We start from the raw sequence: 26,193 nt of genomic DNA, 5'->3' as shown, positions 1-26,193 counted from the left end.
ACCTTGGGTCGGGAACTTAAATCTAGAGCTAACGGTGGGGACGGGAAGCGATGAGCGGCTAACAATATCGATGCCTGAGGATGCAGGGAGGAGCAGAGAGTGTCAGATCAAGCTCAGTCGCGCCAAGCGGCCACCACTTCACACCGGATTCTCATACTTGACGCAATCAGGTGTTGGCGGAAGGCTCGAGATGATGGACATTTTCCGCAACCTTGCCTCTTCCGTGCCCTTGCCCCTCACGGTGCGGACTTCATTGTCCCCGCGCTCGATAGCGTTATGACATTTTATGAGAGTCATCTGCGACGTCCAATTTCGGTCGGCGACGAGCTAACGATTTCTGACGATGAAAGCTGGCTGCTTGCGTCCCTCATCGAGGTCGCAACTGAGGAGAGGTCAACAGCTCAGCACGATTGCGCAGCTCTCATGCTGGATTGCGCCATTCAATCAATGCGCGCGATTCTCAAAAGGCTTCCATCTGCCTCTCAATCGCTCGACTTTGTGGCTCTTTGTGCATCTCGACGAGCGGTCCGATGAGAATTTCGGGACAAGACGCCCACACCGATCCCACCCACTATAATCGAACCAAAGAGAATGCCCAGTTTGGCCGCTGAGGATTCAACAGGGCTACCAGCATGGTGGCTGTATTCCTGGCCACGTCCAAATGTTGCAGCTTCGAAATGTCCAGCACCCTGCCCTCCGCCATGTCCTGATCCAAAACCGACGGAAGCGATAAAGATGGACATGGTGAAACCGATGCCGCCCAGAAAACTGAGGCCAAGGAGATGTGTTCGGTCCAGTTGCCGGGGAAGCTGAAACCATCCGGTCTTCGCAGCGAGCACTGTTGCTCCGTAAATTCCCAAAGGCTTACCGATCACAAGACCAGCCAGAACGCCTAGCGTGACTGGGTGCGACATCAGCGCCAAGATAGAATCGAGTGTTGCAGGGAAAGTGACTCCCGCGTTGGCAAGGGCAAAGACGGGAAGAACCACGAATGCTACCCACGGATGGAGCGCAGCCTCCAGCCGCTGCAAGGGCGTTTGAACAATCCTTGCCGACCGTTCGACTGAAGCGAAGTGGGACTGCTGGGCCTGAGATGATCTTTCCTGATATCTGTCCTCGCGACTGATTATCGACTTCTCAAATTCATCGAGAACATTGCGCGCATCATCCAAGAACTTCATCGGCTCTATGCGACGAAAGGAAGGAATGGCGAAAGCAGCCAGAAAGCCTGCGATGGTTGGATGCACGCCAGACTTCAAAAATGCGAACCACACGCCGCAGGCCAAGATCGCATAATATGTCGTAGCGCGGATTCCGAGCCGGTTGCCGACGAACATAATGCAAAGGGCTAATGCTGCCCAGAGAAGGGCGCCAACCTTGACGGCGCCAGTATAAAAAAGGGCAATGATCAGTGTCGCACCTATGTCATCCGCTATGGCGAATGTGGTGAGAAAGACCTTGGCTGATGCTGGAACCCGCGCGCCGAGAAGAGAAAGGGCGCCGAGAGAAAACGCGATATCCGTGGCAGCTGGAATACCCCATCCGCGAAGTGCGTCTTGGCCGCCGTCCATCAGTTGAACAGTGGCGGCATAGACCGCCGAGGGAATGATCATTCCGCCGAATGCGGCAATCAGGGGAAGAAAGGCATTGCGCGGGTTTGCCAATTCACCGGCCAGAATCTCACGCTTGATTTCGAGGCCGATGACGAAAAAGAACACCGCCATCAAGGCATCGTTGACCCACAGGAGCAAGGGCTTGGACAATTGAAAAGTCGCCAATTGCAATGACAGTGGCGACTGCCAGAGTTGGAAATACGCCGACTTCCATGGAGAGTTAGACCAAACGAGGGCAAAGATCGTTGCGATCAGCAGAACCGCACCCCCAGCAAACTCCGTCTTCTGGAACTGCTGAGCTGGCGACAAGAGACGATGGATAAAGGGCGAAAGGGGCTTCGGCGCCCCAAAGGCTATGCGAACTTCGGACTGATTCTCCATACCTTAGCATCCGCGTTCCACTGGACGCCAAAAGAGCAGATTGCGAATATTCCTCCACTCCTCTGGCACGGCTCAGCGTTTCCCATCACCAGGATGGGATCAGCGAGCGTCTATGTCCGACAGTCATACAGCTTCTGGTTCTGGGGCCCCTTTCGCACTGAGACCACTTGGCATTGCTTCGCCAGAGCTGATTTCGATTTTGCGCGGCTTCATTGCCTCAGGGAGCACGCGCTTCAACGTTATGCTGAGAAGGCCATTTTCGAACTTTGCCGCCTCAACTTCCACAAAATCTGCAAGTTGGAAACGGCGCTCGAAGGAGCGCATAGGAATACCCCGATGCAAAATCTCTCCCGGCTCATTCTCCTGCCCGCGCTCCCCTTTCACAGTGAGCAGGTTCTGCTGCGCAACAATCTCGACGTCTTCTCGCTTGTATCCCGCTAACGCGACATCAATGCGGTAGTTACCTTCACTTAGCTGCACGAGATCATAGGGTGGATAGTCTCCGGCGACGTCATGACCTGCCCCATTGTCAAGCAGGTCGAAAAGGCGATCGAAACCGACGGTCGAACGCCGATATGGTGTAAGATCGATACTTGTTCTCATTTCCAAATCCTCCTGTGAGCAATCTGGGCATGAGAAACGCCGGAAGTGAGAGCCGGCGCTCTCTATGTCCACCGGACCCGAAAGCAGCATCCGGCCTAGAGGATCTAGGACGGCTCAATTCAACTTCAAGATTAGTGGAGGCAAGCCTAAGCTTGGATCATATCTGGTTGCCCTGACCTAAGTCAGTGTAGCTGTAGCCAACTTCATCAATGTCGCTGCCAAGAGAGTTTTCGACCGAACGAACATTGAGGAAGGCCGAGCGATGCTGAAGGATCTGGTTGCAGTTGTGGACGACGTCGAGGCGTCGAAAAGCTTTCTGAAGAGGGCGGTCAAGTTCGCCGAGGCCCATGAGGCACATCTGGCCGTAAAGTTGCTGACGCGAGATCTTTATGGCCTGGTTGGCCTCTACCCATTCGACGTATATCCCCTTGCTCTCCACGAGATGCATGCTGATCAGGAAGCCCAGCTCGATCAATTGAAGCAGACCCTGCACGGCGCAGCGGTTCCCGTCGAAGTCAGGGGCATGGCGGATGATCCAGGATTCGCGCATGGAACGTTGCGAATGGAGGGCCGCTATGCGGACATAGTCTTGGTTGGTCCTTCAAATGCCTATGATGACAAGAAATTGCGTCGCTATATTATCGAAACGGTTCTCCTCTCCCTTGGAGGGCCCGTGCTGATTCTTCCGGAGAACTCCAGCCTAGAGCAGATCAATCACGTCGTCCTTGGCTGGGATGCCTCAGGGGAAGCACGCCGCGCAGCACGAGAACTGCTGCTGATTGCGCAAACCAAGGCTCGAGTTGATGTCGTTCTGGTGGATCCCGAACCTACTCCAGAGGGACATGGCCCAGCACCGGGAAGTGACATCGCCAGACATCTTGCTCGCCATGATTTCGCGGTCGAGGTTCACCGTGAAGTCTCGGGTGGCCTCTCTGTGTCAGATGTCTTGGAGCAATTCGCATTGGAAAATGGGGCGGATCTCATAGCGATCGGTGGCTATGCCCACTCACGCGTTCGCGAGATCTTCCTTGGTGGCGTAACTCGCGACCTTATTGAGGATGCACGTGTGCCTGTCTTGCTAGCTCGCTAAGCCTGCCCCCTTAACGTAGAGCGAACTATCGCTCGTTCGCGTCGACGCAGTTGCGGTATATCTAATCTTTCCACTCGGTTAGGCCATTCAGGGGTCAGCGGGCTATTCACGCACCTCGGACCATTATGCAGGCGGGTATAAATCCGCGTGCTGTCCGCGAACATCCTAAGGACCTTCGCTGGTGTTTCAGTTGCGGTGATTGCTGGGTGATTGCTCAAACCGCCATCTGAAGCCTATAAATCTGAAAATACTCTTTCTTTTCAACATACTAATTGCACCAGAAGCTAAAATGTGGTATTTCATGATCCAGGCCGGCACGAACAGGATCGGTTCCGGCCTCACCTTGTCCGTGGTCGGGGAATATTGGATCAATTCGATCAGTTCGTTGCGATAAACGACCTTCCCCGGCGTCACAGCCAGATTGCGGCCAACTTCGAAATCGCCGCCATCGCCAATCGGCTCGCGCCGGATCAGGGACTGCCAGTCCTCGGCAAACAGCCTGGCGCCTTCCACCAGGCACATGCCCCCCGTCGCCAGCACGCGCTGCTGCACGACCGGATTGCTCCAGACAAAATTGGCCGGGGAGATGAGGTCGAGCAATTGCCGCACGGTGAAGCGCACCACTTCATCATGATGCGGGGTCACGCCGGGCAGGCCGCCAAAGGCGACATCCAGCCATTGCTGCGTCAGCAGAAAGGCCTGCTGGTAAAGGCCGAAGGGCCATTGGTCCCAGGCCGGATCGGTGAAGCGATGATCCTGTGGCAAAGGCTCTATGCAGCGTTCCGCTTGGCCGCCGCCGCTCGCCGCCCGCACGGCATAATCGGCCAGCCGGTTCAGCTTCCGCTCCGTCTTGGTTGCCAGCAGCATGGCCCGCCCGGGGGACCGCGCAGCATGAACCGCCCAATCGGCGAATGCGGCGGCGAGCGATTCGGGCGCAATACCCAGCGTCCACTGCGCCAGTGAAGCGCTGGTCGCGCGGTCGATCAGTTCGGCAACACCTTCCACCGGATCAGGAGCGGCCAGATCATCGCCACGGGATGAGGCAGGCTGTGGGACCGGGTTTTGCGACATTGCGGGATCCTCCGTCGCGGCGGACATTATCTGACGGTTCTGAACATCTCGTGACCTCGGGCGCATTGCACCGTAAAATCCGCCTGTGCCATGCCTGCGGCATTCCCGGCGCGCGCTCCGCAATATTGCGGAAAAGCGTTCCTGCCCGAACAGTCTAAACCTTCCGCAGAGGAATGTTCGATGACGACGATGAAAGCAATGCAACTGGATCAGCCGGGCACGCCGCTGCACATGGTGGAGCGCGAACTGCCTGAACCCGGCGAAGGGGAATTGCGCATCGCCATTGCCGCCTGCGGCGTCTGCCGCACGGATCTGCATGTGACCGATGGAGATATCCATGGCACGCTGCCCATCGTGCCCGGTCACGAAGTGGTCGGCCACGTGGATGCGATCGGTCCGGGGGTCGGCGGCTTCAAACCTGGCGACCGGGTTGGCGTGCCCTGGCTTGGCCATAGCTGCGGCCATTGCCCCTATTGCCGGAACGGACAGGAAAACCTGTGCGACAGCCCTTTATTCACCGGCTTCACCCGCGATGGCGGTTTTGCCAGCCATTGCATTGCCGATGCCCATTTCTGCTTCCCGATCCCCGACGGCTTCGATGATATCCATGCCGCGCCGCTGCTCTGTGCCGGACTGATCGGCTATCGTTCCTATCGCATGGCGGGCGATGCGCCGGTGCTGGGGCTTTATGGCTTTGGCGCGGCCGCGCATATCCTTGCCCAGCTGGCCATCTGGCAGGGGCGCACTGTCTATGCCTTCACGCGGGAGGGGGATGAAGATGCGCAGGCCTTCGCCCGCGAACTGGGTTGCGCCTGGGCCGGGTCTTCCACCCAGGCGCCGCCGCAACAGATGGACGCCGCCATCATTTTCGCCCCGGTCGGCCCGCTGGTCCCGCAAGCGTTGAAAATGGTGAAGAAGGGTGGCCGCGTCGTCTGCGCAGGCATCCACATGTCGGATATTCCCGCCTTCCCCTATGCCGATCTGTGGGAGGAACGGCAGATCCTTTCCGTCGCCAATCTGACCCGCGCCGACGGCACGGAATTTCTCGATCTGGCGGCACGGGCCGGCATTTCGACCCATGTCACCGCCATGAAGCTTGCCGAAGCGAACCAGGCGCTGGATCGATTGCGCGCGGGCGAAGTGGAAGGGGCCATCGTCCTGTTGCCGGACGGTTGAAACGCATCCGTATCATTCCCGATGGAGCATAGCGCCTGCCGGGGTAGTTAGTTGGGTTAGTGTAGAGGGAAAACGCCATGAAAAACGTATTGGTCCTGATTCATGACGATGCAGGTCAGGAGGCTCGCCTGCAGGTGGCGCTCGACCTCGTGCGGGGGCTGAAGGGGCACCTCAACTGCATCGATATCGTGGTCCCGCCCATGATCGTGTCCGATTATTACAGCGGCGCGGGCGAAGCGATGGTGCTCGATTATGCACGCAAGCACGAAGCCACCAATCGCAAGACCATTGAAACCCGGCTCGCCCAGGAAGACGTGCCGTGGGACATGGTGACGGCCACGGGCTTCCCGGTGGACGAGATCCGGGGCGCATCCGAACTGGCCGATATCATCGTGGTCACCAGCCGTTCCGATGATGAAGATCCGCTGGATGCACGGCGCATCGCGGGCGAACTGGCCGTGAAGGGCGAACGCCCGCTGCTGGCAGTGCCGCCGACAGCCAAATCCTTCAACCCGCGGGGCCATGCGCTTGTCGCCTGGGATGGATCTTCCGAAGCGAACAAGGCGCTGCGCGAATCCCTGCCCATGCTGCAAATCGCCGAAACGGTGACTTTGCTGGAGGTAAACCAGCCCGATGGTGAATTCGCGGTGGAAGATGCCGCCAGCTATCTTTCCCGGCATGACGTGCATCCGCGCATTGTCCAGAAATCGACCGAGGGGACCATCGCCGAAACCCTGCTGGAACGCGCATCGGATGGCGGCAGCGATTATGTCGTGATGGGTGCCTATGGCCACAGCCGCACGGTCGAGGCGATATTCGGCGGCGTTACCGTGAGCATGCTGGAAAGGAGCGAGATCCCCCTGTTCCTGGCCCATTGAGGCCGGGAAAGGATCGCATTCAGCCAGAAGAGCCGGGCCGTTCTGCCCGGCTGTCGGCATGGGCATCGCGCCATTCGCTTTCGGAACCGAGCCCGGCGGCAAAGGCTATGCGCAGGGCGTCGGCAAAATTCGATACGCCCAGCTTGGCCATCAGATTGGCGCGATAGACTTCCACCGTGCGCGAACTGATCCCCAGGTCATAGGCGATCGTCTTGTTGGGATATCCGCAGGCAAGCCCGTCCAGCACTTCCCGCTCCCGATCGGTCAGGGCATGTATCTGGGTGCGCGCCCACTCTTCGCGGCTGCGCTGCGCCTCCTTGTCGGCCAGCAAGCCGAAGGCCTCCTCCACCGCTTCCAGGATTACCTTGCGATCGAATGGCTTCTGCAGGAAATCCACCGCGCCGGCGCGCATGGCGCGCACGGCCATGGCCACATCGCCATGGCCGGTCAGCATGATCAACGGAAGATTGATCCCGCGCCGGGCCATTTCCTCCTGAATATCCATGCCTTCCATGCCGGGCATACGCAGATCCATCAGCACACAGGCCGGCTGTTCCGGATCGACCCCCTTCAGGAAATCATTGCCACAGGCCCAGCGTTCCACGCGGTAGCCGGCAGTGCGCAACAGGAAATCCAGTGAACGGCGGATCGCTTCCTCGTCATCCACCACGTGAACCAGGCGGGCATCAGTCATCCATGACCTCATATTCCCGAAGTGCGGGTACGGTAAAATGAAAGGCCGCGCCGTGTTCCAGCGAAGGTTCATACCACAATCGCCCGCCATGCGCTTCGATGATCGTTCGGCAGATCGACAAACCAAGCCCCATCCCCTGGGTCTTGCTGCCCGCAAATGGCTCGAACAATGTCGACACGCGATCGGGCGGCACGCCGGGCCCGTTGTCGGTGACGGAAAAACGGGTCATTGTTCCCTCGGCGCTGGCGACGATGGAAACCTGCCCATCCTTTCCCACGGCTTCCAGCGCATTGCGGATGAGATTGAACAGCACCTGCTGTATCTGCACGCGGTCAACCAGCACTCGCGGTATCTCGTCCGGAATGGTCACCTGGCAGTAAATGCCGCGTGCCTGCGCCCCCACCGTGGCAATCGAACAGGCTTGCTCTGCCAGTTCCGCAGGCGATTCCACCGTTCGTTCCAGTTCCCCGCGGGACACGAATTCGCGCAGGCGGCGAACGATGGCGCCGGCGCGCAACGCTTCTTCCCCGGCTTCGTCCAACGCCTCGCGGATCAGGGTCAGCACCTCGTCCTCATTCGCTCGCAGCAGGCTGGCCGATGTCTGGACATAGCTGGTGATCGCGGAAAGCGGCTGGTTCAGTTCATGCGCCAATGCCGTGGCCAGCGTGCCAACGGCGCTGACGCGGGAGATATGCAGCAATTCATCCTGCAATTCCTGCAATTGCGCCTCTGCCGCCTCTTCCGCGCTGAGATCGCGCAGGAAGCCGGTGAAAAGCCGCCGCCCGCCGCCGACAGCCTCCGCCACGGTCAATTCATGGGGGAATTGGGTTCCGTCCTTGCGCTGGCCGACAACCCGCCGGTTCTGGCCGATCACGCGTTTCACCCCGGTATCCCGATATTCAGCGATATAGCTGTCATGCCGTTCACGGTCCGGGGAGGGCATAAGCATGGAGACATTGCGCCCCAGCACCTCGCCCTCATCATAGCCGAACAGCTTTTCCGCCGCCTTGCTGAAGGACCGGATCAGACCCTGTTCGTCGATCACGATCATCGCATCGGGAACGCTATCCAGAATGGATCGCAGCTGGACTTCGTTCGTCTCCAGTTCGCGGGCGCGGCGGTCCTCTTCGGTCACGTCGCGCACGACCTGGCCGAAGCCCACGAATTGCCCATCCCTGTCATCGATCCGCGTGATCATGACATCGGCAAGGAAACGGCCATTCTGCTTATGCGGGCGCCAGCCCCGCCATTGCAGACAGCCCTTTTCACGCGCTTCCGCCAATTGGCGGGCCGGCAGGTTTTGGTCCCGATCGGATTGGTCGAACAAGATGTCGCTGGGCTGGCCCAGCACTTCATCCTCGCACCAGCCGCACAGGCGCTCGGCACCGGCGTTCCAGATGACGATGCGCCCGGCCCGGTCGAGCATGTAGATCGCATATTGGGTGGCGCTGTCGATCAGCAGATTGAGTTCCTGGCTCAACACTTCCGCGCGCTGGCGGCTACGGACCTGCTCGGTCCGCCGCTGGAAAAAGACCAGCAACCCACCCGTTTCGCCGGCGCGGTCGCGCCAGGGCGTCACCCGCCAGTCAATCCAGTCTTCCGCGCCATTGGGCCAGACGATCCATTCCAGTTCGCCGGACAGCGTTTCGCCTGCCAGCGCCCGCCGGAAAACGGCCGACCACTTGCCTTTATGGTCAGGCACCAGTTGGAAATGGGCCTGGCCGACAAGGTTTCGCCCTTCCAGGCCGACCACCGCGCGCCAGAGCTGATTGCAGGCGATGTAACGAAGATCGCCGTCAAGCAGTGCCACGGCAACCGGAACATGGTCCAGCAGCAACCAGGCAATTTCATCTGGCGGCGGATCTTCTTTCATTCATCCAGTTCCGAACAGCCCGGATGGTTCGGGCAAGCGCCGCCGGCAGAACCGGCGGCGCGAACCATTGCCCAGTGGGAACTATTGCGCGGGCGCTTCCGTTGCGCCCGGCTCTTCCACCGGCGTATTGGTCATCGGCGTATCGGGGAGATCGACCGGCACGCCCGGCTCTTCCGGTGCCGTGGTGAAGTCGGGGTTCGGCGTCTCAGCCGGTGCAGGTTCCGGTGTTTCACCAAAGGGATCGAGGAACCAGACTGCCAGCAGTACGAACAGCAGGATGACAACTAATGCCCAGAACCACTTGGCTCCCGAGCTCGAATCCGGATTCGCCATTTTCTCGTCTCCTCCATTGATAACGGATACAGACTAACCCCGCAGGGCGACAGTTTCGATCCCCAATTCTCCTGATGCGCCAGCCATTACCTGCGGCAGGGCAATATTCATCTTCCCAGCCCCGCGGAATGCGGGCGATCCGCACATGGAATTTGTTGCGCCACCACCTGCGGCAGAATGGAACCGTCGGGCTTTTGCAGCGTCGATCAGAGATGAAAAAGCACAATAATCGCGATGACGGAAAGCACAGGAAGCCGGCTGATGATGCCGGCTGGGAAGATATCATCCTGCGCAACGCCCGGCGTCGCGGCTTTCTTGTGGCCAGCATGCTGGCCTTCGTGGTGCTGGCCCTGTTTCTGGCCGCGCTGATCGGCTCATCCGGATAGGCGAAACCGCATCTCCGAAGGGTGGCGGAGATTTGCTGCTGAACAATTCGCCAACCCTCGCTATGTTTGGCCAGATCGGCTGACGACAGGGAGGGGGAGCCCATATGAAAAGATATAGCAGCGGCGCCATAATACTGCATTGGCTGATAGCCTTTGCATTGGCTTTTGAAATTGCGCTCGGTTTCTCGATGCCCAGGGGGACAGAAGGCTTTGCCCTCTTCCAGCTGCACAAATCCGTTGGCATCACCATTCTGGCATTGACGGTGCTGCGCATTCTCTGGCGTTTCACCCACCAACGCCCGCCTGCGGTGGAAAAGGGCGTCACCCACCTGCTCGCCAATGCCGTGCATATCGGGTTCTACGCCTTCATGCTGCTGGCCCCGCTGACTGGCTGGGCGATCGTTTCCACTTCCGACATTGTCGTCCCGACCATGCTGTATGGCACGGTGCCACTGCCGCATCTTCCGCTGCCGGCCGGCATCAACGAAGCGGTGGAGGAAACGCACGAACTGCTCGCCTGGGTGGCGATTGCCCTGTTCGTGCTGCATGTGGCCGGGGCGATCCGCCATGAATTGCTGCTGCGCCGCGCCTTGCTCGTGCGGATGGCGCCAAACAGGCTGACCGGTGCCCTGCTCGGCCTTGGCGTTGTGGCGGTGTTCTTCGTCACCGGCAGTTACATTGCCGGCAGCTATGCCAGGCCGGACGCGGAAGAGCCTGCCGATATTGCGCAGGAAGCGGAAGTGGACACGCCAGCCGCCCCCTTGGCCGCCCCCGGCCCCGAACCGGGCGAAGGCACGGCCACAGAGGAAGAGGACGAAGCTGCCGGGGAAGAGCCCCCCACCGCCGAAGCGGCCGATCCCGCGGCAGAGGCCGCGCCCACTCCAGCAGCCGTGCAACCCGGCCCGCCGCCGAAATGGTCGATCAGGCCCGGTGGGCGACTGGGCTTTTCCGTGGGCAATGGCGGAGAGACGATTTCGGGCAGCTTCTCGCAATGGAGCGGTTCGATCGCCTTCGATCCGGAAAATCCAGCCAGCGCCGACATAAGGATCGAAATCAACCTTGCCAGCGCCTCGGTCGGCGATGCGACGCAGGACGGAATGCTGCAGGGCGGGGAATATTTCGCCACGGACAATTTCGCGACCGCGACATTCCGGGCCACTTCGGCGCGCAAGACGGGCGGCAACAACTATACGGCCAATGGCACGCTGACTCTCAAGGGAGTCAGCCGCCCGCAGGTGATTACTTTCCGCCTGACCGGCACCGCTGCGAACCGGCATGTGGAAGGCAATGCCTCCATTGCCCGCGCGCCATTCGATATCGGCACCGGATCGACCGGAGGGGATCTGGACGCCAATGTCGCGGTCAGTTTCTCTTTCGACGCGACCCGGCAGTAACCGGATGTGAGTCCCCGCACGGGCGGGGACTCACTTCAAGCGGCGATCAATCCAGCGCGACGGAGATTGCCTTCAGTTCGGTATAGGCTTCCACGCCAGCGCGGCCGTTTTCGCGGCCCCAGCCGCTGGCCTTGAACCCGCCCAGCGGCAATGCCGGATCGACGCCGCCCGACCCGTTGATGCGGATCGTGCCGGCCTTGAGCCGCCGTGCAAGGCGGTGGGCCATGCCGATATCCTTCGTCCAGATGCTGGCGGCGAGGCCGAACTGCGTCTCGTTGCCCAAGGCAGCCAGGCGGTCGGCATCGTCTTCCCCGGCAAAGCGTGTGGCGCACAGGACCGGGCCAAAGATTTCCTCCGCCCGCACCTTCATGCTCGCTTCCGTATCGACCAGCACCGTGGGTTCCACGAACCAGCCCGCGCCTTCCTTGCGGCCGCCGCCGACCATCACGGTCGCGCCTTCCTGCCGCCCGCTTTCGATATAGCCGGTCACCCGGTCGAGCTGCTGCTGGCTGACAAGCGGACCGATCACCGTTTCCGGATCGAGCGTGTGGCCGACCCGCAGCATCTTCGCCATGCCGGCAATGCCTTCCAGCACCTGATCGGCCACTTCTTCCTGCACGAACAGCCGGGAACCGGCGGCGCATACCTGCCCTGCATTGAAGAAGATGCCCATCGCCGCGGCGGGAATGGCCTTTTTCAAATCGGCATCGGCAAAGATGAAGGTGGGCGACTTGCCGCCCAGTTCCAGGCTGATGCGCTTGAAATTGGTCTTGGACGCTTCGATGATCGCCTTGCCGGTTTCGGTCGATCCGGTGAAGGCCACCTTGTCGACATCCATGTGATTGGCCAGCATGGCGCCGGATGTGCGGCCATAGCCGGTCACGACGTTGATCACACCTTCCGGGAAGCCTGCTTCAAGTGCCAGTTCACCCAGCCGGATCGTGGAAAGCGGGGTCTGCTCCGCCGGTTTCAGCACGACGGTACAGCCTGCCGCCATGGCCGGACCCAGCTTCCCGCAAGCCATGGCCAGCGGGAAGTTCCACGGAACGATCTGGCCGCAGACGCCGATCGGTTCGCGCAGCACATAGCTCAGCCATTCGCCCGGTGCGGAAATCTCGTTCGTTTCGCCTTGCAGCTTGGTCGCCCAGCCCGCCTGATAGCGCAGCTGGCTGACCGCGCCGCCGACATCGGCGATACGGCTGAACTGGATCGGGCGGCCCACATCCAGCGTCTCGGTCAGCGCCAGTTCGTCGCCATTTTTCTCGATCAGGTCCGCCAGCCGGTTGATCAGTTTCGCCCGCTCATCGGGCTTCACCTTGCTCCACGGCCCTTCAAAGGCAGCCCTTGCCGCGGCAACCGCCGCATCGACATCTTCCTGCCCCGCACTGGCGACATCGGCCAGCTTTTCCCCGGTAGCCGGATCTTCGGTCGCAAAGGTTTCGCCGCTGGCGGCTTCGCGCCATTCGCCGCCGATCAGCATCTTGCCGGTCGTGCCGCTCCAACGGCTGCGAAATGCCTCCAGGCGGGTTTCAATGGGTGTTTCGGCGTTCAATTTGGCTCTCCGGACTCTTGTTGTCTGCGTCGTGCGGGCGCATAGAGATTGTAAGCGATACTTACTAGATCGCAGACGAGGAGAGCAGCTCTGCAAGGGAATTTCGACTATGTGATCGTCGGTGCCGGGTCCGCCGGATCGGTCCTGGCCGCCCGGTTGACTGAAGACCCGTCAGTGCGTGTGCTGCTGCTGGAAGCAGGCGGCGGGGCGGACAAGTTCCTGGTCAGGATGCCGCTGGGCATGATGAAGGCAATGCTCAAGCCGGAACTGACCTGGCGCATGATGACGGAACCGGAACCGCATCTGAACGGGCGCCGCCTGTTCCTGCCGCGCGGGCGGCTGCTGGGCGGGTCCAGTTCGATCAACGGCATGGTCTATATGCGCGGGCACAGCCGCGATTATGACCGCTGGGCGCAAAAGGGGTGCCTTGGCTGGAGCCATGCCGATGTGCTCCCCTATTTCCGCCGGATGGAGCGCAGCTGGCGGGCGGACAATCCGGATTACGGGCATGACGGCCCCCTGCCCGTGACGAAGAACAACACGCAGTTCCTGCTGCATGACGAACTGATGCAGTCCGTCGCCAATGCCGGTTTTCCCGTGACCGGGGATATCCATGCCGGGGCGCAGGAAGGTGCCAGCCTGGTCGAACTGACGATCGACGAGAAGGGCCGCCGCGCTTCAACCTATGAGGCCTATCTCAAGCCCGCCATGCAGCGGCCGAACCTTGCCGTGGTGACCAACGCACTGACCCGCAAGGTAATGCTGGAAGGCAAGCGGGTGACGGGCGTGGAATATGAAGTGGACGGCGACGTTCGCACTGCCATGGCCGGGCGGGAGGTGATCCTGTGCGGCGGGGCATTCAATTCCCCGCAACTGCTGCTGCTGTCCGGCATCGGCCCGGCAGAACATATTGCCGCCAGCGGCATCAGGGTAGAACATGACCTGCCCGGCGTGGGCCGCAACCTGTCCGAACATCCGCGCGTGCCGCTGGAATTCGCGGCAAAGGGCAAGGTCACATTCGTCAATCAATTGCGGTTCGACCGGGCAATGCGGGCCGTGGCGCAATGGTATCTGCTGGGCAGCGGTCCCTTCGCCCGCCAGCTGAACAGCGCAAACCCGATGCTGCGCACGGATGATCGGCTGGACCAGCCGGACATCCAGCTGTTTTCCAACCCGGTGAAGCTGTCGGCGCATCTGTGGTTTCCTGGCCTTGTCAAAAGCCCGCCCCACGCATTTTCCGCCGATGTCATCCTGCTGCACCCGCAGGCACGCGGCCATGTGAAACTGAAATCCGCCGATCCGCACGATCTGCCGGCGATCCAGCTCAACCTGTTCAACAATGAAGCGGATTTCGCCACCGCCCGCGCCGGCCTGCGCATGGCACGGAAGATCTACGGCACCCAGCCGATGGCAGATCTGATCTCCGGCGAGAATATTCCCGGCGCCGATGTTCAGGGCGATGAAGCGCTGGACGAACATATCCGCGCCACGGCCGCCACCACGCAGCATCCGGTCGGCACCTGCGCCATGGGCACCGGCCCCAACGCGGTTGTCGATCCGCAATTGCGGGTCCGTGGCATGGAAGGGCTGCGCGTGGTCGATGCCTCGATCATGCCGGACGTGCCGGGCGGCAATACGAATGGCCCCACGATCATGGTGGCGGAAAAGGCCAGCGATATCATTCGCGGCCGTTCCCTGCCCGCATCAGAGCCCGCGTCAGAGGAGGAGAGCGCATGACCGAAGAGGATTTCCGCACCTATATCGCCGCCTTCAACGCCAAGGATTTCGACGGATTTTCGAAATTTTACGCTGATGATGTGGAATTCAATCTCGGCGATCGGAAGCAGATTATCGGCAAGCAGGGCATCGTCGATTTCTACACCCAGGTATTCGATCATATTGACGAGGATCTGCAGGTGGTGGACCTGATCGTCGGCCCGGAAGGCGCCGCGCTGCACAGCCGCACCACTTTCACCACCGTCAAGGACTGGCCCGATTTCGAGATCTGGCCGACCATGAAGGGCGATGTCCGCCTGGTGGAAAGCATCAACATGTACCGCACTTCAGGCGGCAAGATCGTGCAAATCAAATCGGGACGCTATTCAAGCAAATGACCAGGAGCACAGATTTCATCGTCGTCGGCGCAGGTTCGGCGGGCGCGGTCGTGGCTGCCCGACTGTCCGAAAATCCCGATATACGGGTAACGCTGATCGAGGCAGGCAATCGCGAACTCCACCCATTGCTGACCATGCCGATCGCCTTCCCGATGGTGATGGCGGACAAGCGCTTCAACTGGGGGTATGAGGGGGAGCCGGAGCCCCATGCCGACAATCGCCGCCTGCGCCAGCCGCGCGGCAAGGGATTGGGCGGATCGAGCCTGATCAACGGCATGCTGTATGCCCGCGGCCATCCGCGCGATTACGATGAATGGCGCCAGCTCGGCCTGGAAGGCTGGAGCTATGAGGATGTGCTGCCCTTCTTCAAGAAATCGGAAGAGCACTGGGGCCCGGCGGACCAGTATCACGGCAAGGGCGGCCCGCTGACCATCACCAAACATATTCCCGATGACAAGCTCTATCCCCGCTTCATCGAAGCGGTGACGAAGCTGGGTTACAAGACCCAGGCCGATCACCACGGGCCGGATCAGGAAGGCTGGGGATCGCCCGACATTTCGATCCACAAGGGCCGGCGCGGCAGCACGTCGGAACGGTTTCTCTATCCGGCGATGAAGCGCCCCAACCTGACCGTTATCACCGGCGCGCTGGCAACGCGGATCGCGATCGAGGGCGGGCGGGCCAGGGCCCTGCATTATCGCAAGGACGGGGCCGAACATGTCCTTCACGCAGACCGCGAGATCGTGCTGGCCGGCGGTGCGTTCAATACGCCGCAATTGATGTTGCTGTCCGGCATCGGCCCGGCGGACGAATTGCGCGAACTGGGCGTGGAAGTGGTGCATGATCTGCCCGGCGTCGGCCGCAATCTGCAGGATCACCCTTCTGTCGGGATCATTTCGGGCGCGGATCGCGATGTGACGCTGACCAATGATCTGCGCTTCGACCGGCTGACCCTGTCGGTTCTGCAGTGGATCGCCACCGGCAAGGGACGGATCGCCAACATGCCCGTCACCGCCAATGGCTGGATCAAGACGCGCGAGGATCTGGAACGGCCCGATGCGCAATGCCTGTTTCAGCCGACCAGCATATTCGCCCGCCCGTGGTTCCCCGGTATCAAGCAGCCCGCCGCCGATGTGGTGGCAATGGCCTGTGTGCTGCTGCGGCCCGAAAGTCGTGGCTGGGTAAAGCTGGCAAGCACGGATCCGGCGGCGCGGCCGCGGATTTTCTCCAACATCCTCGGCAGCGAGAACGACCGTGCCTTTTTCCGCCGGATCGTCCCCCAGATTCGCGAAATATTCGCCACCAGCCCGCTGGCCGATATCATGGGCACGGAAATCGCGCCCGGCCCGCAGGTCCAGACAAGGGACGAGATCGACGCGTGGGTGCGGCAGGCGACCAACACCGCCATGCACCCGGTCGGCAGCTGCGCCATGGGCACGGGGGAAGAGGCGGTGTGCGACGCGCAATTGCGCGTGCGCGGGATCGACGGGCTACGCATCGCGGATGCGTCAGTCATGCCGCGCATCGTGGGCGGCAACACCAATGCGGCCTGCATCATGATCGGGGAAAAGGCCGCGGCGATGATGGCGGACGCTTGATCCTCGCCCCGGCGCCCCCAAGTCGCAAACTTGAGAAGCCCGGCTTCGGGCGATAACCAGCAGCCCAACTCTTTCGACGGGATCGATCAATGACCACCCACACCACCAGAATGCTGATCATCGGATCAGGCCCCGCCGGGCTTTCCGCCGCCATCTATGGCGCGCGCGCCGGGATGGAGCCGATCGTTGTGCAGGGCCTGCAGCCCGGCGGCCAGCTGACCATCACCACCGATGTGGAAAATTATCCGGGTTTCCGCGACGTGATCCAGGGCCCGTGGCTGATGCAGGAAATGCAGGCCCAGGCCGAACATGTCGGCACGCGGATGATGTGGGACACGATTACCGAAGTGGACATCGCTGGCGGCTCTCCCTTCCGCGCGAAGGGCGATAGCGGCGATGAATATGTGGGCGATGTGCTGGTCATCGCCACCGGCGCGCAGGCCAAGTGGCTGGGCGTGCCGGGGGAAGAAGCCTTGTCCGGCAAGGGCGTGTCCGCCTGCGCCACCTGCGACGGGTTCTTCTATCGCGGCAAGAAAGTGGCCGTGATCGGCGGCGGCAACACTGCCGTTGAAGAAGCGCTTTACCTGACCAACCATTCCGACGACGTCACGCTGATCCACCGGCGCGATGAATTGCGGGCAGAAAAGATCCTTCAGGACCGGCTCTTCGCCAATCCCAAGATCAGCGTGTTGTGGAACAAGCGGGTCGAGGAATTCCTTGGCGATCCGGCGGCAGGCGGCCTGACCGGGCTCAAGCTGGCCGATAGCCAGACCGGCGAGATCAGCGAGTTCGGCTGCGAAGGCGCCTTCGTCGCCATCGGTCACGCCCCGGCGACGGAATTGTTCAAGGGCAAGCTGGAGATGGACGATAGCGGCTATCTGATCGTTCAGCCTGGCACGACCAAGACCAACGTGCCCGGCGTCTTCGCCTGCGGAGACGTGATGGATCACACCTATCGCCAGGCCGTGACCGCCGCCGGCACCGGCTGCATGGCGGCGCTGGATGCGGAACGCTTCCTGGGCACGCTGGAATTCGCCAGGGAAGAGGCGGACGCCGCCGAATAAGACAGGCAAGGCGGTAGGGCTGCTGGACCTGCAAATCCGGTCCGGCGGCCCCTGCGCCCTGCCGCCATTATGGGCAGGACAGGCCGCCGGCATTGCCCGGCCGATCAACCGGCCGGCCGCGCTGCATCAGGCCGCGCGGACATGCCCCAGGAATTGCGCGACCTGCGCCTTGAGCGCGACCGCCTGCCGTTCTAGATCGGTGGAAGATGTCAGCACTTGCGAAGCTGCTTCCCCGGTTGAAAGCGAACATTCGCGCAATTGATCGATATTGCCCGAAACGCTTTCCGTATTGCGGGCGGCCAGATCGATGCTGCGCGCAAGATCGTGCCCGGCGATGGATTGCTGGTCCACGGCCGCGGCGATGGAAACGGATGTGGCTTCCAACTGGCTGATCTGGTCAGCAATGGAACGCAGCGCATCGACACTGGCCGTCGTGGTCTGCTGGATCGCGCGGATCTGGCGGCCCACCTCCTCGGTCGCCTTGCCGGTCTGGTTGGCAAGATCCTTCACCTCTGCCGCGACAACCGCGAAGCCACGGCCGGCCTCACCCCCGCGCGCCGCCTCGATCGAGGCATTGAGCGCCAGCAGGTTGGTGCGCTGGGCAATCTTCTGGATCACTTCCACGATTTCGCCCACTTCGCTGGCAGACAGGGAAAGTTCCGAAATGGTCGAATCCGCCTCGCTGGCGGCAGTGGATGCCTGGCGCGCGAGTTCGGCGGAACTGGATGCCTGGCGGCTGATCTCGCCTATCGACATGGCGAATTCGTCGCTCGCCGCAGCAGCCGCAGTGACCCCGGCGGACGCATCGCCAAGGCTGGTGGAAACCTCTTCCGTCTGCATCACCGATTGTTCGGCGGAAGATGCCATGGAACTGGCGGTTGCCTGAAGCTGGCTGGAAGCCGCCGCCACGCTGCCGACAATGTCGCCCACCGTGTCTTCGAATTTATCAGCCAGTGCGCGCAGCGTTTCCGCCTGCTTGGCGCGCAATTCTTCCCGTTCGCTTTCCAGCTCCATCTGTCGGCTCAGTTCCTGCGCGCTGGCCGCTTCGCGTTCGCGCCGGATGCGATCGAACTTGCTGGCCGCCTTCTTGATCACGACCAGACAGCGGGCCATTTCACCAACTTCGTCGCGCCGGTCGGTATGGGGCACATCCACATCGCGATCCCCCTCCGCCAGATGGCGCATTGCCCGGCAGACTTCCTCGATCGGACGGATGAAATCGCGGCCCACGAAACGGATGGCCAGGATCGCCGTGGCAAACATCGCCCCGCTGAGCAGCACCACCGCCAATGCCAGTCCGGTGAACAATTCGCTGCCATTACCCAACTGGATCAACAGCTTGAGTGACGACAACAGCAGCAGGATGCCCGAACCCGCGGCCATCAGGCCGAGCAGCATGGTCAGCTTCCAGCCCACGGAAGAGGCAAAGGCCCCGCCCAGACCCGTAGGCGCCGCATTGCGATGTTCTGCACGCAGCGCGACACGATCACGCTCCAATTCGTCGGTTGTTTCCACGACAGGCAGTTCAGCCGACATGTGCATGGGCTTCCTCGATCATTTGGCGATTCTTGCAGAGATGGATGCTGACTTCGTCGGCACTGATCGCCTTGTAATAGAACCAGCCCTGGATCTGATCACACCCGGCAGAGCGGACGAGATCGGCCTGGGCCTTGGTTTCGACGCCTTCGGCGGTCACGGCCATGTTCATGGCGCGCGCCGTGGCGATGCTGGATGCCAGCATGGCCAGCGATCCATCGTCATTCGCCGCATCCACGATCAGGCTGCGGTCGATCTTGAGCTTTTCAAAACGGAAATTGCGCAGAAAACCGATCGACGCATAACCCGATCCGAAATCATCCAGCACGATGCTGACACCAAAGCCGCGAATGACTTCCAGATTGCGGCCCGCCACGACCGGATCGGTGACGAGATATGTCTCGGTCACTTCCAGCTCCAGCCGCGAAGCCGGAAAGCCGGTTTCTTCCAGAATCTGGCCGAGATCGATCGGGAATTCCGGATTGCGCAATTGCGCGGCGGAAACATTGATCGAAACCTTGATATGATCCCAATTGGCGGCATCGGTGCAGGCCGTGCGCAGCACCCACAAGCCAATCGGATAAATCAGCCCGGTCTGTTCCGCGACGGAGATGAAGACGCTGGGGCTCATTTCCGACCCGTCTTCCCGCCGCCAGCGCAGCAGTGCCTCCACCGCCACGATTTCGCCGTCCTGGGCATCGACCAGCGGCTGATAGGCAAGCGTCAGGCGGTCGGCCTGCAGCGTTTCGCGCAGATCTTCCTCGATCTTCTGGGCGAGGTCGCGATTGCGGTCGAATTCCGCGCTGAACCAGGTGCAGCGGTTCTTGCCCGCCGCCTTGGAGGCATACATGGCCACGTCCGAACGGCGCAGCAATTCGGAGGAGGAGTGATCGTCTGATGGGCCGCTCTTCGAGAGACCGACGCTGGCGCCGATCACGACGTTGCGCTGGTCCACCGTAATCGGTTTCTCCAACCGGGAGAGAAGGCTGCGACAGATGCCTTCGAGGATATTCCCCGAGATGGGGCCCTGCACTAAAATGGCAAACTCATCGCCACCCAGGCGATAGGCGCGCGCTTCGTCCCCGCACATTTCCTTCAACAGGCTGGCGCATTCGCGGATCAGCCGGTCGCCAACGAAATGGCCATATTGATCGTTCACCATCTTGAACCCGTCGAGATCGACGAGAGCGAGGGCCCGTTCCTTGCCTTGGCCGGCGCGGACATAATCGAGATGCAGGGCGCGCCGGTTGGGAAGACCCGCCAGGCTATCGGTCAGCCCCAGATTCTGCAGGCGGGAAATACTCGCCAGTCCGTGCCGCACGACGAAAAAAGCCGCGACGGCATAGGTCACGGCGCCGCCGACGATGATGGATGTCGTACTGAAACTCGCCCGCTCAAGACTGAACAGCAACAGGCCGAGAATCACCACGGAAATCAGCGTCAGAACGGCAACCGGCACAACGATAAGAACCGCTGGATGAACCGTCATCTGGCGAAAGAACAGTTTCAATTTGGGCCCCCTATCCCCAATATGAAGGTGTTCATCTAGGCCGGAGTGCTTAAGTTTACGTGAAGTAATCATTTCAGGCCCGGATCGAGGTAGTAAGCGGTAAGGAAGATCGAATTTCTTCGGGATGCCGAAAAGCCCAACTATTTCTTTCGGCAACCAGCTGATCGGTAAAGCCATTTGTGGTCTCACCCAGGCCGAGCATCAGCCAGCCATCCGGCGCCAGTGCCTCCGCCAGCCGGGAAAAGGCGCTGCGCCGCGTCTCGGCATCGAAATAGAGCAGGACATTGCGGCACAGGATCAGGTCGAAACTGCCCGGTGCCGGCGGATCTTCCAGCAGGTTGCGCGTTTCGAACCGTGTCATCCGCCGCAATTCGGGCCGGGCGCGCCAGCCCGTGGGAACTTCCTCGAACCATTCGACCATCTGTGCGGCACCAAGGCCCCGCTGGACCTGGAACTGGGAGTAGGTCGCTTCCGCAGCGGCGGCGACCATGGAGGCGGACACATCCGTGCCGAGGATCTCGATCTTCCAGCCTCGCCACCGCTCCCGCTCACCCGCAAACAGCATGGCCAGCGAATAGGCCTCCTGCCCGGTAGAGCAGCCGGCGGACCAGATGGACAGCTTGCGCTGGCGTGTCCGCGCCTGCTGCAGACGGGGCAGAACCTGTTCGGAAATCTGTTCGAACAAGGCTCGATCGCGGAAGAAGGATGTCTCGTTGTTCAGCAGCGCTTCGACCACCTGTTGTGCCAGCGCAGTCTGCCCCTGCTGCTTCAACCTTTCGCCAAGCGCGTCGATGGAGGCCAGCCCGTTGGCGCGCAACACGCCGGAAAGGGCACCAGCCACGCGCCAGGCCCGGTCCGCGGTCAGACGCTGGCCGGTTCGCGTTTCCAGCAATCCGGCAACGATACCGAGCGCCAGTTCATTCGGGTCGAGCGGGGCGCCGCGAACAGGCGCGCGGTTTTCGGCGATGTTCCGGCTCATGTCCGGGACACACTGGCGGCAGCGCGCATCGCGATCTGTTCCGGCGGCATCACGCCGGCGGCAAGTCCGGCAGCGGCAACCGCCCCCGGCATTCCCCAGACGGCGCTGCTTTCAGCATCCTGCGCGAATACGCTGCCGCCTTTTTCCACGATGCAGGCGGCACCCAGCATACCGTCACGCCCCATTCCGGACAGGACGACTGCCAGTACCTTGTTGCCCAGAACCTGGGCGCAGGTGGAAAACATGCGATCGACCGAAGGCATGCACCCATTCGCGACGGGGTGGCGGTCCAGCCGCACGACAGGTTCGCCGTCCGGCCCGACGACCAGCGTCAGATGGGCGTTTCCCGGCGCCAGAATAATCTTGCCAGGCATCAGCTTCTGGCGGTTTTCCGCCACCAGCACTTCGCGCCCGGATGCGGCGTGGAGCTGCCGCGCCAGCGCGCCGGAAAAGGTGGGCGGCAGATGCTGCGTTATGAGAATCGGCAGGGTGACGGAGGCAGGAAGTGCGCCCAGAAACTGGCCGATAGCGTGAATGCCGCCCGTGGACGCGCCTATGGCGATCACTTCGGGCGCGCAGGTATCCTGGCGGCGCAAGATGGCAGGAAGCGGCGCCGAGGACCGGACGCGCACCCTTTTGGCGACCCGGCCAAGCAAGCGGATGCGACGCAACAGGGTTTCGCGGTAATTCTTGTCGAATTCGCCGGGACGCGGCTTGGCCAGCGTGTCTGCCGCGCCAAGCGAAAGCGCGGCAAGCGTGTGATCCGCCCCTTTCACGCTGAGAGAGGAGACGACGAGAATCCGCGCCGGCGCGGATTTGGCAATGATCCGGGGGATGGCATCCATCCCGCCCATGCCCGGCATTTCCAGGTCGAGCAGGATCACATCCGCCTCGACAGTGTCGAGCAGGACGAGCGCCTCTTCTGCCGAGCCTGCGGACCCGGCCAGCACCATATCCGGTTCCTGCGAGACGAGCTTGCGATAGACCGAACGGACGACCGGCGAATCATCGACCGCCAGGACCCGTATCGCATCCAGCCCCTTGCTGCCGGGGCGGAAACGGATCGCAATATTGGAAACTGCGTTCACGCAATTATACCTAGGCCACACCAATCAGCTGCAGCTTCATCTGCAACGTATCGTGATCGAAGGGCTTCATCACATATTCGTCGGCACCGGCTTCCAGCGCTTCACGAATATGGGCGACGTCGTTTTCAGTGGTGCAGAACACGACCTTGGGTTCATTGCCGCGTTCCCGTTTGCGCAATTCGGCAAGGAAACAGATCCCGTCCATGACCGGCATGTTCCAGTCCAGCAGGATCACGTCGGGCAAGGATTCATCGCATCGGTTCAACGCTTCCTGACCGTTCTCGGCCTCCGAAACGGCAAAGCCGAAGCTTTCGACGATATGTCGCGAGACCCGGCGGATTACGCGCGAATCATCCACGATCAGGCAATGTTTCATTGGGGCGGCCTCATATGTTTATTGTCCCCGGTGTAAGTTAATTTCGTTATCAAGAAATTTACCGAGGGGGCCCTCTCCCGGGCCGTCTATGATTGTCGGTATATCCAGCAGCGGAAGCAGGCCGGATTCGGTCTCCACCATGCTGCGGCAGGCGTGGCGCCACCCCTCTCCGGGGTCGACGCGCAAGGGGACGGGATCGGCCAGCGCGGCAACGATCTCGTCCGCTTCATCGACCAGCAGGCCGTAGAAGTGGTTTTCCTGGTCGACCACCACCGCGCGGGACGATCGGCAGCTTTCGTCATCGCCCAGGCCGATCGCCTTGCGGCAGGAAATCACGGTCAGCGGGCGGCTGCGCAAGGCAGCCAGGCCGGCAATATGATCGGGCGCACCGGGAACAGGCACCGAATGTTCCAGCTCGATTACAGAATCGATGGCACTGGCGGCCATCACTGCCCGGCGCCCCGCGAGTTCGACGACGAGAAATTTTGCGCTCATGCCGCCAGTTCCTCTCCGGCGCGGAGCAAGGCTGCCATCACGGCCGCCCTGTCGTAACGATAGATCCCGTCCTCCGTACCGGAGGCGAGCGGCTGGGAATGCAGGCGGATGGCCCGGCGCGCGGGAATCTGCCGATCCTGCGGTGCATGGGCATCGACAAAGGCGATATCAGCCTCTTCCTCGCCGGAAACGAGCCGGTAGCCGGCCGCCTCCACGATCGGGCCGAGAAAGCCGCGCATCCATCCTTCTTCGCCCACAAGCCGGCAAGTCATCCCGACAGCAGGGGCGATGGCGCCGCAACGGCGCGCGAAGAGGGCATGGCAATCAAGCAGTTCGGTAATTTCGTCGCCAACCATGACAAGGCCGGCAATATCCGGACTGCCTGCCGCAGGTCTGGGCGTGTCGGACAGCCAGACCACATCTGCCACTTCCTGCACGGCATAGGCCAGTTGCCGTTCGCCATCGGCCAGATGCAGGATCAACAGCGGATCGGGCAGGTCCGCCTGATCGGGAATGCCCGCCAGCGGCACGATGTCGTCCCCGCAGGCGATGGTCGAATCGGCACCGGCAAGGCGGACCGCGCTTACCGCGACACGTTCAACCTTGGCCACGGCGCCAACCGGCACAGCCTGCCGGCGCCCCGCGAGATCGCGCAGCAGCATGACTTGAAGCCCCCGATCACGCTCACTCTCGCTCTTGGCTGCCCGATCTGCGGCGGAGGGGCGCTGCAATTCGCGCGGAATGCCCGAACCATAGCCGATCGATGCGACATCCAGCACCAGCACGGGCGAGCCATCATCCAATTGCGTACAACCGACGAAATAGCCGCTCTTCATCAGTGCCGGGGCCAGCGGCTTGATCACCAGTTCCTGGTGATCAAGGATCGCGTCCACTTCCAGCGCATAGAGATCGCCCCAGCCCAGCCGGAGCACGACATAGACGGGGTGCGCCGCGTCCTGCGACGGTGCAAGCCCCAGCGCCCGCCCCAGATTGACGCAGGGCAGCCGACGGTCGCGATACGTCAGGTAACGCCGTTCCCCGACATCGGCGAATTCCAGATTGCCCGCGATCGGGCTGACGATTTCTTCCACATAGGAACGCGGGAGAGCGAAAGTCTGTTCGCCGCTGCGCAGGGTCAGGCTGGGCAGGATGCTGAGTGTCAGCGGCACATTGATGAGGAAGCGCGTACCCTCCCCCTGGGCGGATTCTATTTCCAGCGATCCGCCGAATTTCTCGATATTGGCGCGCACCACGTCCATGCCCACGCCGCGGCCAGACACTTGCGTAACGGCTGCGGCAGTGGACAGTCCCGCTTCGAACATCAGTTCGATGCGTTCTTCCCTGTTCATCGCCTCTGCCTCGACCGGGGTCAGCAACCCCACATCGACGGCCTTGGCCACCAGTTTCTCGTCATCGATCCCGCGCCCGTCATCCATCACGCCGATCAGGATCGTATTGCCGGATTGGCGCGCGGTAATGGTCAGCAGGCCGCATTCATGCTTGCCGGAATTGCGCCTTTGTTCCGGCGTTTCGATCCCGTGATCGATGGCATTCCGGATAATATGCAACAGGGGATCGCGGATCAGTTCGATCACTTCGCGGTCCAGCTCCACCTCGCCGCTTTCGATATCGACCAGCACCTGCTTGCCCAGTTCGGCGGAAAGATCGCGGACAAGCCGGGGGAAGGTGGTGAACAGACCTTCGATCCTGCGCATGCGGGTGCGGGTGATCGCGTCACGCACTTCGTTCAGCAGATTGGAAAGCCGGGTGAAGGGCGCTTCGAGACCGCTCTCCCCGCCCATGGCCAGCAAGCGCCGCGACAGATCATTGCGGACCAGCACCATTTCCGAAACGCCGCTCATCACCTGGTCGATCAGATCGACCGGCAGGCGGATGGTGCGCTGTTCCGCGCTTTTGCCGGCGGAGCCGCCCGGCCCACCGGGCCTCGCCACAGGCATGGCAGGTTCCTCGCCAGCTGCGGAAAGCGCGGCAATCAGATCGGCATCGTCGCCGCTGGCAATTTCGCCCCGCTCCTCGATCTCGGCCAGCATGGCCTCGATCCGGTCGATCACGGCCAGCGCCAGATCGACCAGCCGCGCATCCGCATGCCTGCGACCAGCGCGAACATCGGCCAGCGCATCTTCCGCCGCATGGCTCAACGCCTCCAGCCGGGGGAAGTCGAAAAAGCCGCAATTGCCTTTGACGGTATGGAAGAATCGGAAAATCGTATCGAGACGATCACGGTCGGCCGGATTCGCCTCCCAGGCGACCAGCTCGCCCGAAAGGGCAGATACCATTTCTCGCGTTTCGGCCAGGAATTCGGCCAGCAAATCGTCCATGGGGCCCCCACATCGAAAGGCCTTCATGAACCGGCAAGGTTAATGCTCGG

The 26,193-nt window shown here is 61.6% G+C and carries 23 protein-coding genes; 9 read left to right on the top strand and 14 right to left on the bottom strand.

Annotated features, from left to right (window positions below; translation table 11 throughout):
- Positions 1-482: 482 nt before the first annotated feature.
- Both nhaA and WYH_RS13095 read right to left on the bottom strand, forming a co-directional pair.
- Positions 483-1,994, bottom strand: coding sequence for a Na+/H+ antiporter NhaA (gene nhaA, locus WYH_RS13100; protein WP_046904183.1), 1,512 nt, complete (start codon positions 1,992-1,994; stop codon positions 483-485).
- 123 nt (positions 1,995-2,117) lie between these two features.
- Positions 2,118-2,597 (bottom strand): Hsp20 family protein, encoded by a 480-nt coding sequence (locus WYH_RS13095; protein ID WP_046905174.1) that lies wholly within the window; start codon positions 2,595-2,597, stop codon positions 2,118-2,120.
- Positions 2,598-2,859: 262 nt separating this feature from the next.
- Between WYH_RS13095 and WYH_RS16625 the strand changes: the two genes are divergently transcribed.
- Positions 2,860-3,687, top strand: coding sequence for a universal stress protein (locus WYH_RS16625; protein WP_046904182.1), 828 nt, complete (start codon positions 2,860-2,862; stop codon positions 3,685-3,687).
- Between the two features lie 186 nt (positions 3,688-3,873).
- Here the strand turns inward: WYH_RS16625 and WYH_RS13080 are convergent, their stop codons facing one another.
- Positions 3,874-4,785, bottom strand: coding sequence for a poly-beta-hydroxybutyrate polymerase N-terminal domain-containing protein (locus WYH_RS13080; RefSeq protein ID WP_053833581.1), 912 nt, complete (start codon positions 4,783-4,785; stop codon positions 3,874-3,876).
- A gap of 153 nt (positions 4,786-4,938) precedes the next feature.
- On the opposite strand from WYH_RS13080, the gene WYH_RS13075 reads away from it, so the two are divergent.
- Both WYH_RS13075 and WYH_RS13070 read left to right on the top strand, forming a co-directional pair.
- Positions 4,939-5,934 carry a zinc-dependent alcohol dehydrogenase family protein gene (locus tag WYH_RS13075; RefSeq protein WP_046904181.1) on the top strand — a complete coding sequence of 332 codons (996 nt, stop codon included), beginning with the start codon at positions 4,939-4,941 and terminating at the stop codon, positions 5,932-5,934.
- Between the two features lie 77 nt (positions 5,935-6,011).
- Positions 6,012-6,812 (top strand): universal stress protein, encoded by an 801-nt coding sequence (locus WYH_RS13070; protein WP_046904180.1) that lies wholly within the window; start codon positions 6,012-6,014, stop codon positions 6,810-6,812.
- Positions 6,813-6,831: 19 nt separating this feature from the next.
- Here the strand turns inward: WYH_RS13070 and WYH_RS13065 are convergent, their stop codons facing one another.
- The 3 genes from WYH_RS13065 to WYH_RS13055 form a co-directional block, all read right to left on the bottom strand.
- A complete protein-coding gene (locus tag WYH_RS13065; protein ID WP_046904179.1) occupies positions 6,832-7,506 on the bottom strand; it encodes a response regulator transcription factor in 675 nt (224 codons plus the stop codon).
- Positions 7,499-9,379, bottom strand: a complete 1,881-nt coding sequence (locus WYH_RS13060) for a PAS domain-containing sensor histidine kinase (RefSeq protein ID WP_082347990.1) — start codon at positions 9,377-9,379, stop codon at positions 7,499-7,501. Before WYH_RS13060 ends, WYH_RS13065 begins: the two co-directional genes overlap by 8 nt.
- Before the next feature lie 81 nt (positions 9,380-9,460).
- Positions 9,461-9,712, bottom strand: coding sequence for a hypothetical protein (locus tag WYH_RS13055; protein ID WP_046904178.1), 252 nt, complete (start codon positions 9,710-9,712; stop codon positions 9,461-9,463).
- Between the two features lie 128 nt (positions 9,713-9,840).
- Between WYH_RS13055 and WYH_RS13050 the strand changes: the two genes are divergently transcribed.
- Together WYH_RS13050 and WYH_RS13045 are read left to right on the top strand one after the other, a co-directional pair.
- Complete coding sequence (locus WYH_RS13050) at positions 9,841-10,098, top strand: hypothetical protein (RefSeq protein ID WP_053833580.1); 258 nt, start codon at positions 9,841-9,843, stop codon at positions 10,096-10,098.
- A 104-nt stretch (positions 10,099-10,202) separates the two neighbouring features.
- Positions 10,203-11,492 (top strand): cytochrome b/b6 domain-containing protein, encoded by a 1,290-nt coding sequence (locus WYH_RS13045; RefSeq protein WP_046904177.1) that lies wholly within the window; start codon positions 10,203-10,205, stop codon positions 11,490-11,492.
- A 46-nt stretch (positions 11,493-11,538) separates the two neighbouring features.
- Here the strand turns inward: WYH_RS13045 and WYH_RS13040 are convergent, their stop codons facing one another.
- On the bottom strand, positions 11,539-13,044 hold the full coding sequence (locus WYH_RS13040; RefSeq protein WP_235980121.1) for an aldehyde dehydrogenase family protein: 1,506 nt from the start codon (positions 13,042-13,044) through the stop codon (positions 11,539-11,541).
- Between the two features lie 111 nt (positions 13,045-13,155).
- Here WYH_RS13040 and WYH_RS13035 point away from each other — a divergent pair, with 111 nt between their 5' ends.
- The 4 genes from WYH_RS13035 to trxB all read left to right on the top strand — a co-directional run bounded on the left by WYH_RS13035 (position 13,156) and on the right by trxB (position 17,820).
- Positions 13,156-14,781 carry a GMC family oxidoreductase gene (locus WYH_RS13035; protein ID WP_218917145.1) on the top strand — a complete coding sequence of 542 codons (1,626 nt, stop codon included), beginning with the start codon at positions 13,156-13,158 and terminating at the stop codon, positions 14,779-14,781.
- Positions 14,778-15,158 (top strand): nuclear transport factor 2 family protein, encoded by a 381-nt coding sequence (locus tag WYH_RS13030; RefSeq protein WP_053833579.1) that lies wholly within the window; start codon positions 14,778-14,780, stop codon positions 15,156-15,158. The genes WYH_RS13035 and WYH_RS13030 overlap by 4 nt, the downstream gene beginning before the upstream one ends.
- On the top strand, positions 15,155-16,756 hold the full coding sequence (locus WYH_RS13025; RefSeq protein WP_046904175.1) for a GMC family oxidoreductase: 1,602 nt from the start codon (positions 15,155-15,157) through the stop codon (positions 16,754-16,756). Before WYH_RS13030 ends, WYH_RS13025 begins: the two co-directional genes overlap by 4 nt.
- Positions 16,757-16,845: 89 nt before the next feature.
- Entirely contained in the window at positions 16,846-17,820 is a 975-nt protein-coding gene (gene trxB, locus WYH_RS13020; RefSeq protein WP_046904174.1) for a thioredoxin-disulfide reductase, read from the top strand.
- A gap of 126 nt (positions 17,821-17,946) precedes the next feature.
- Here the strand turns inward: trxB and WYH_RS13015 are convergent, their stop codons facing one another.
- The 7 genes from WYH_RS13015 to WYH_RS12985 form a co-directional block, all read right to left on the bottom strand.
- Positions 17,947-19,356, bottom strand: a complete 1,410-nt coding sequence (locus WYH_RS13015) for a methyl-accepting chemotaxis protein (RefSeq protein WP_053833578.1) — start codon at positions 19,354-19,356, stop codon at positions 17,947-17,949.
- The gene (locus WYH_RS13010) at positions 19,346-20,866 is read right to left on the bottom strand and encodes a putative bifunctional diguanylate cyclase/phosphodiesterase (protein WP_235980134.1); all 1,521 of its coding nucleotides are present in this window, start codon (positions 20,864-20,866) and stop codon (positions 19,346-19,348) included. The genes WYH_RS13015 and WYH_RS13010 overlap by 11 nt, the downstream gene beginning before the upstream one ends.
- 73 nt (positions 20,867-20,939) lie before the next feature.
- Positions 20,940-21,845 (bottom strand): CheR family methyltransferase, encoded by a 906-nt coding sequence (locus WYH_RS13005; RefSeq protein WP_082347989.1) that lies wholly within the window; start codon positions 21,843-21,845, stop codon positions 20,940-20,942.
- Complete coding sequence (gene cheB, locus WYH_RS13000) at positions 21,842-22,933, bottom strand: chemotaxis-specific protein-glutamate methyltransferase CheB (RefSeq protein WP_053833577.1); 1,092 nt, start codon at positions 22,931-22,933, stop codon at positions 21,842-21,844. Before cheB ends, WYH_RS13005 begins: the two co-directional genes overlap by 4 nt.
- Before the next feature lie 10 nt (positions 22,934-22,943).
- The gene (locus WYH_RS12995; RefSeq protein ID WP_046904173.1) at positions 22,944-23,309 is read right to left on the bottom strand and encodes a response regulator; all 366 of its coding nucleotides are present in this window, start codon (positions 23,307-23,309) and stop codon (positions 22,944-22,946) included.
- Between the two features lie 18 nt (positions 23,310-23,327).
- Positions 23,328-23,804 (bottom strand): chemotaxis protein CheW, encoded by a 477-nt coding sequence (locus WYH_RS12990; RefSeq protein ID WP_046904172.1) that lies wholly within the window; start codon positions 23,802-23,804, stop codon positions 23,328-23,330.
- Positions 23,801-26,143 carry a chemotaxis protein CheA gene (locus WYH_RS12985; RefSeq protein ID WP_046904171.1) on the bottom strand — a complete coding sequence of 781 codons (2,343 nt, stop codon included), beginning with the start codon at positions 26,141-26,143 and terminating at the stop codon, positions 23,801-23,803. Before WYH_RS12985 ends, WYH_RS12990 begins: the two co-directional genes overlap by 4 nt.
- Positions 26,144-26,193: the final 50 nt, after the last annotated feature.

This window comes from Croceibacterium atlanticum (assembly GCF_001008165.2).
Taxonomy (GTDB): domain Bacteria; phylum Pseudomonadota; class Alphaproteobacteria; order Sphingomonadales; family Sphingomonadaceae; genus Croceibacterium_C; species Croceibacterium_C atlanticum.
This window is presented reverse-complemented; position numbering and strand designations above follow the sequence as displayed.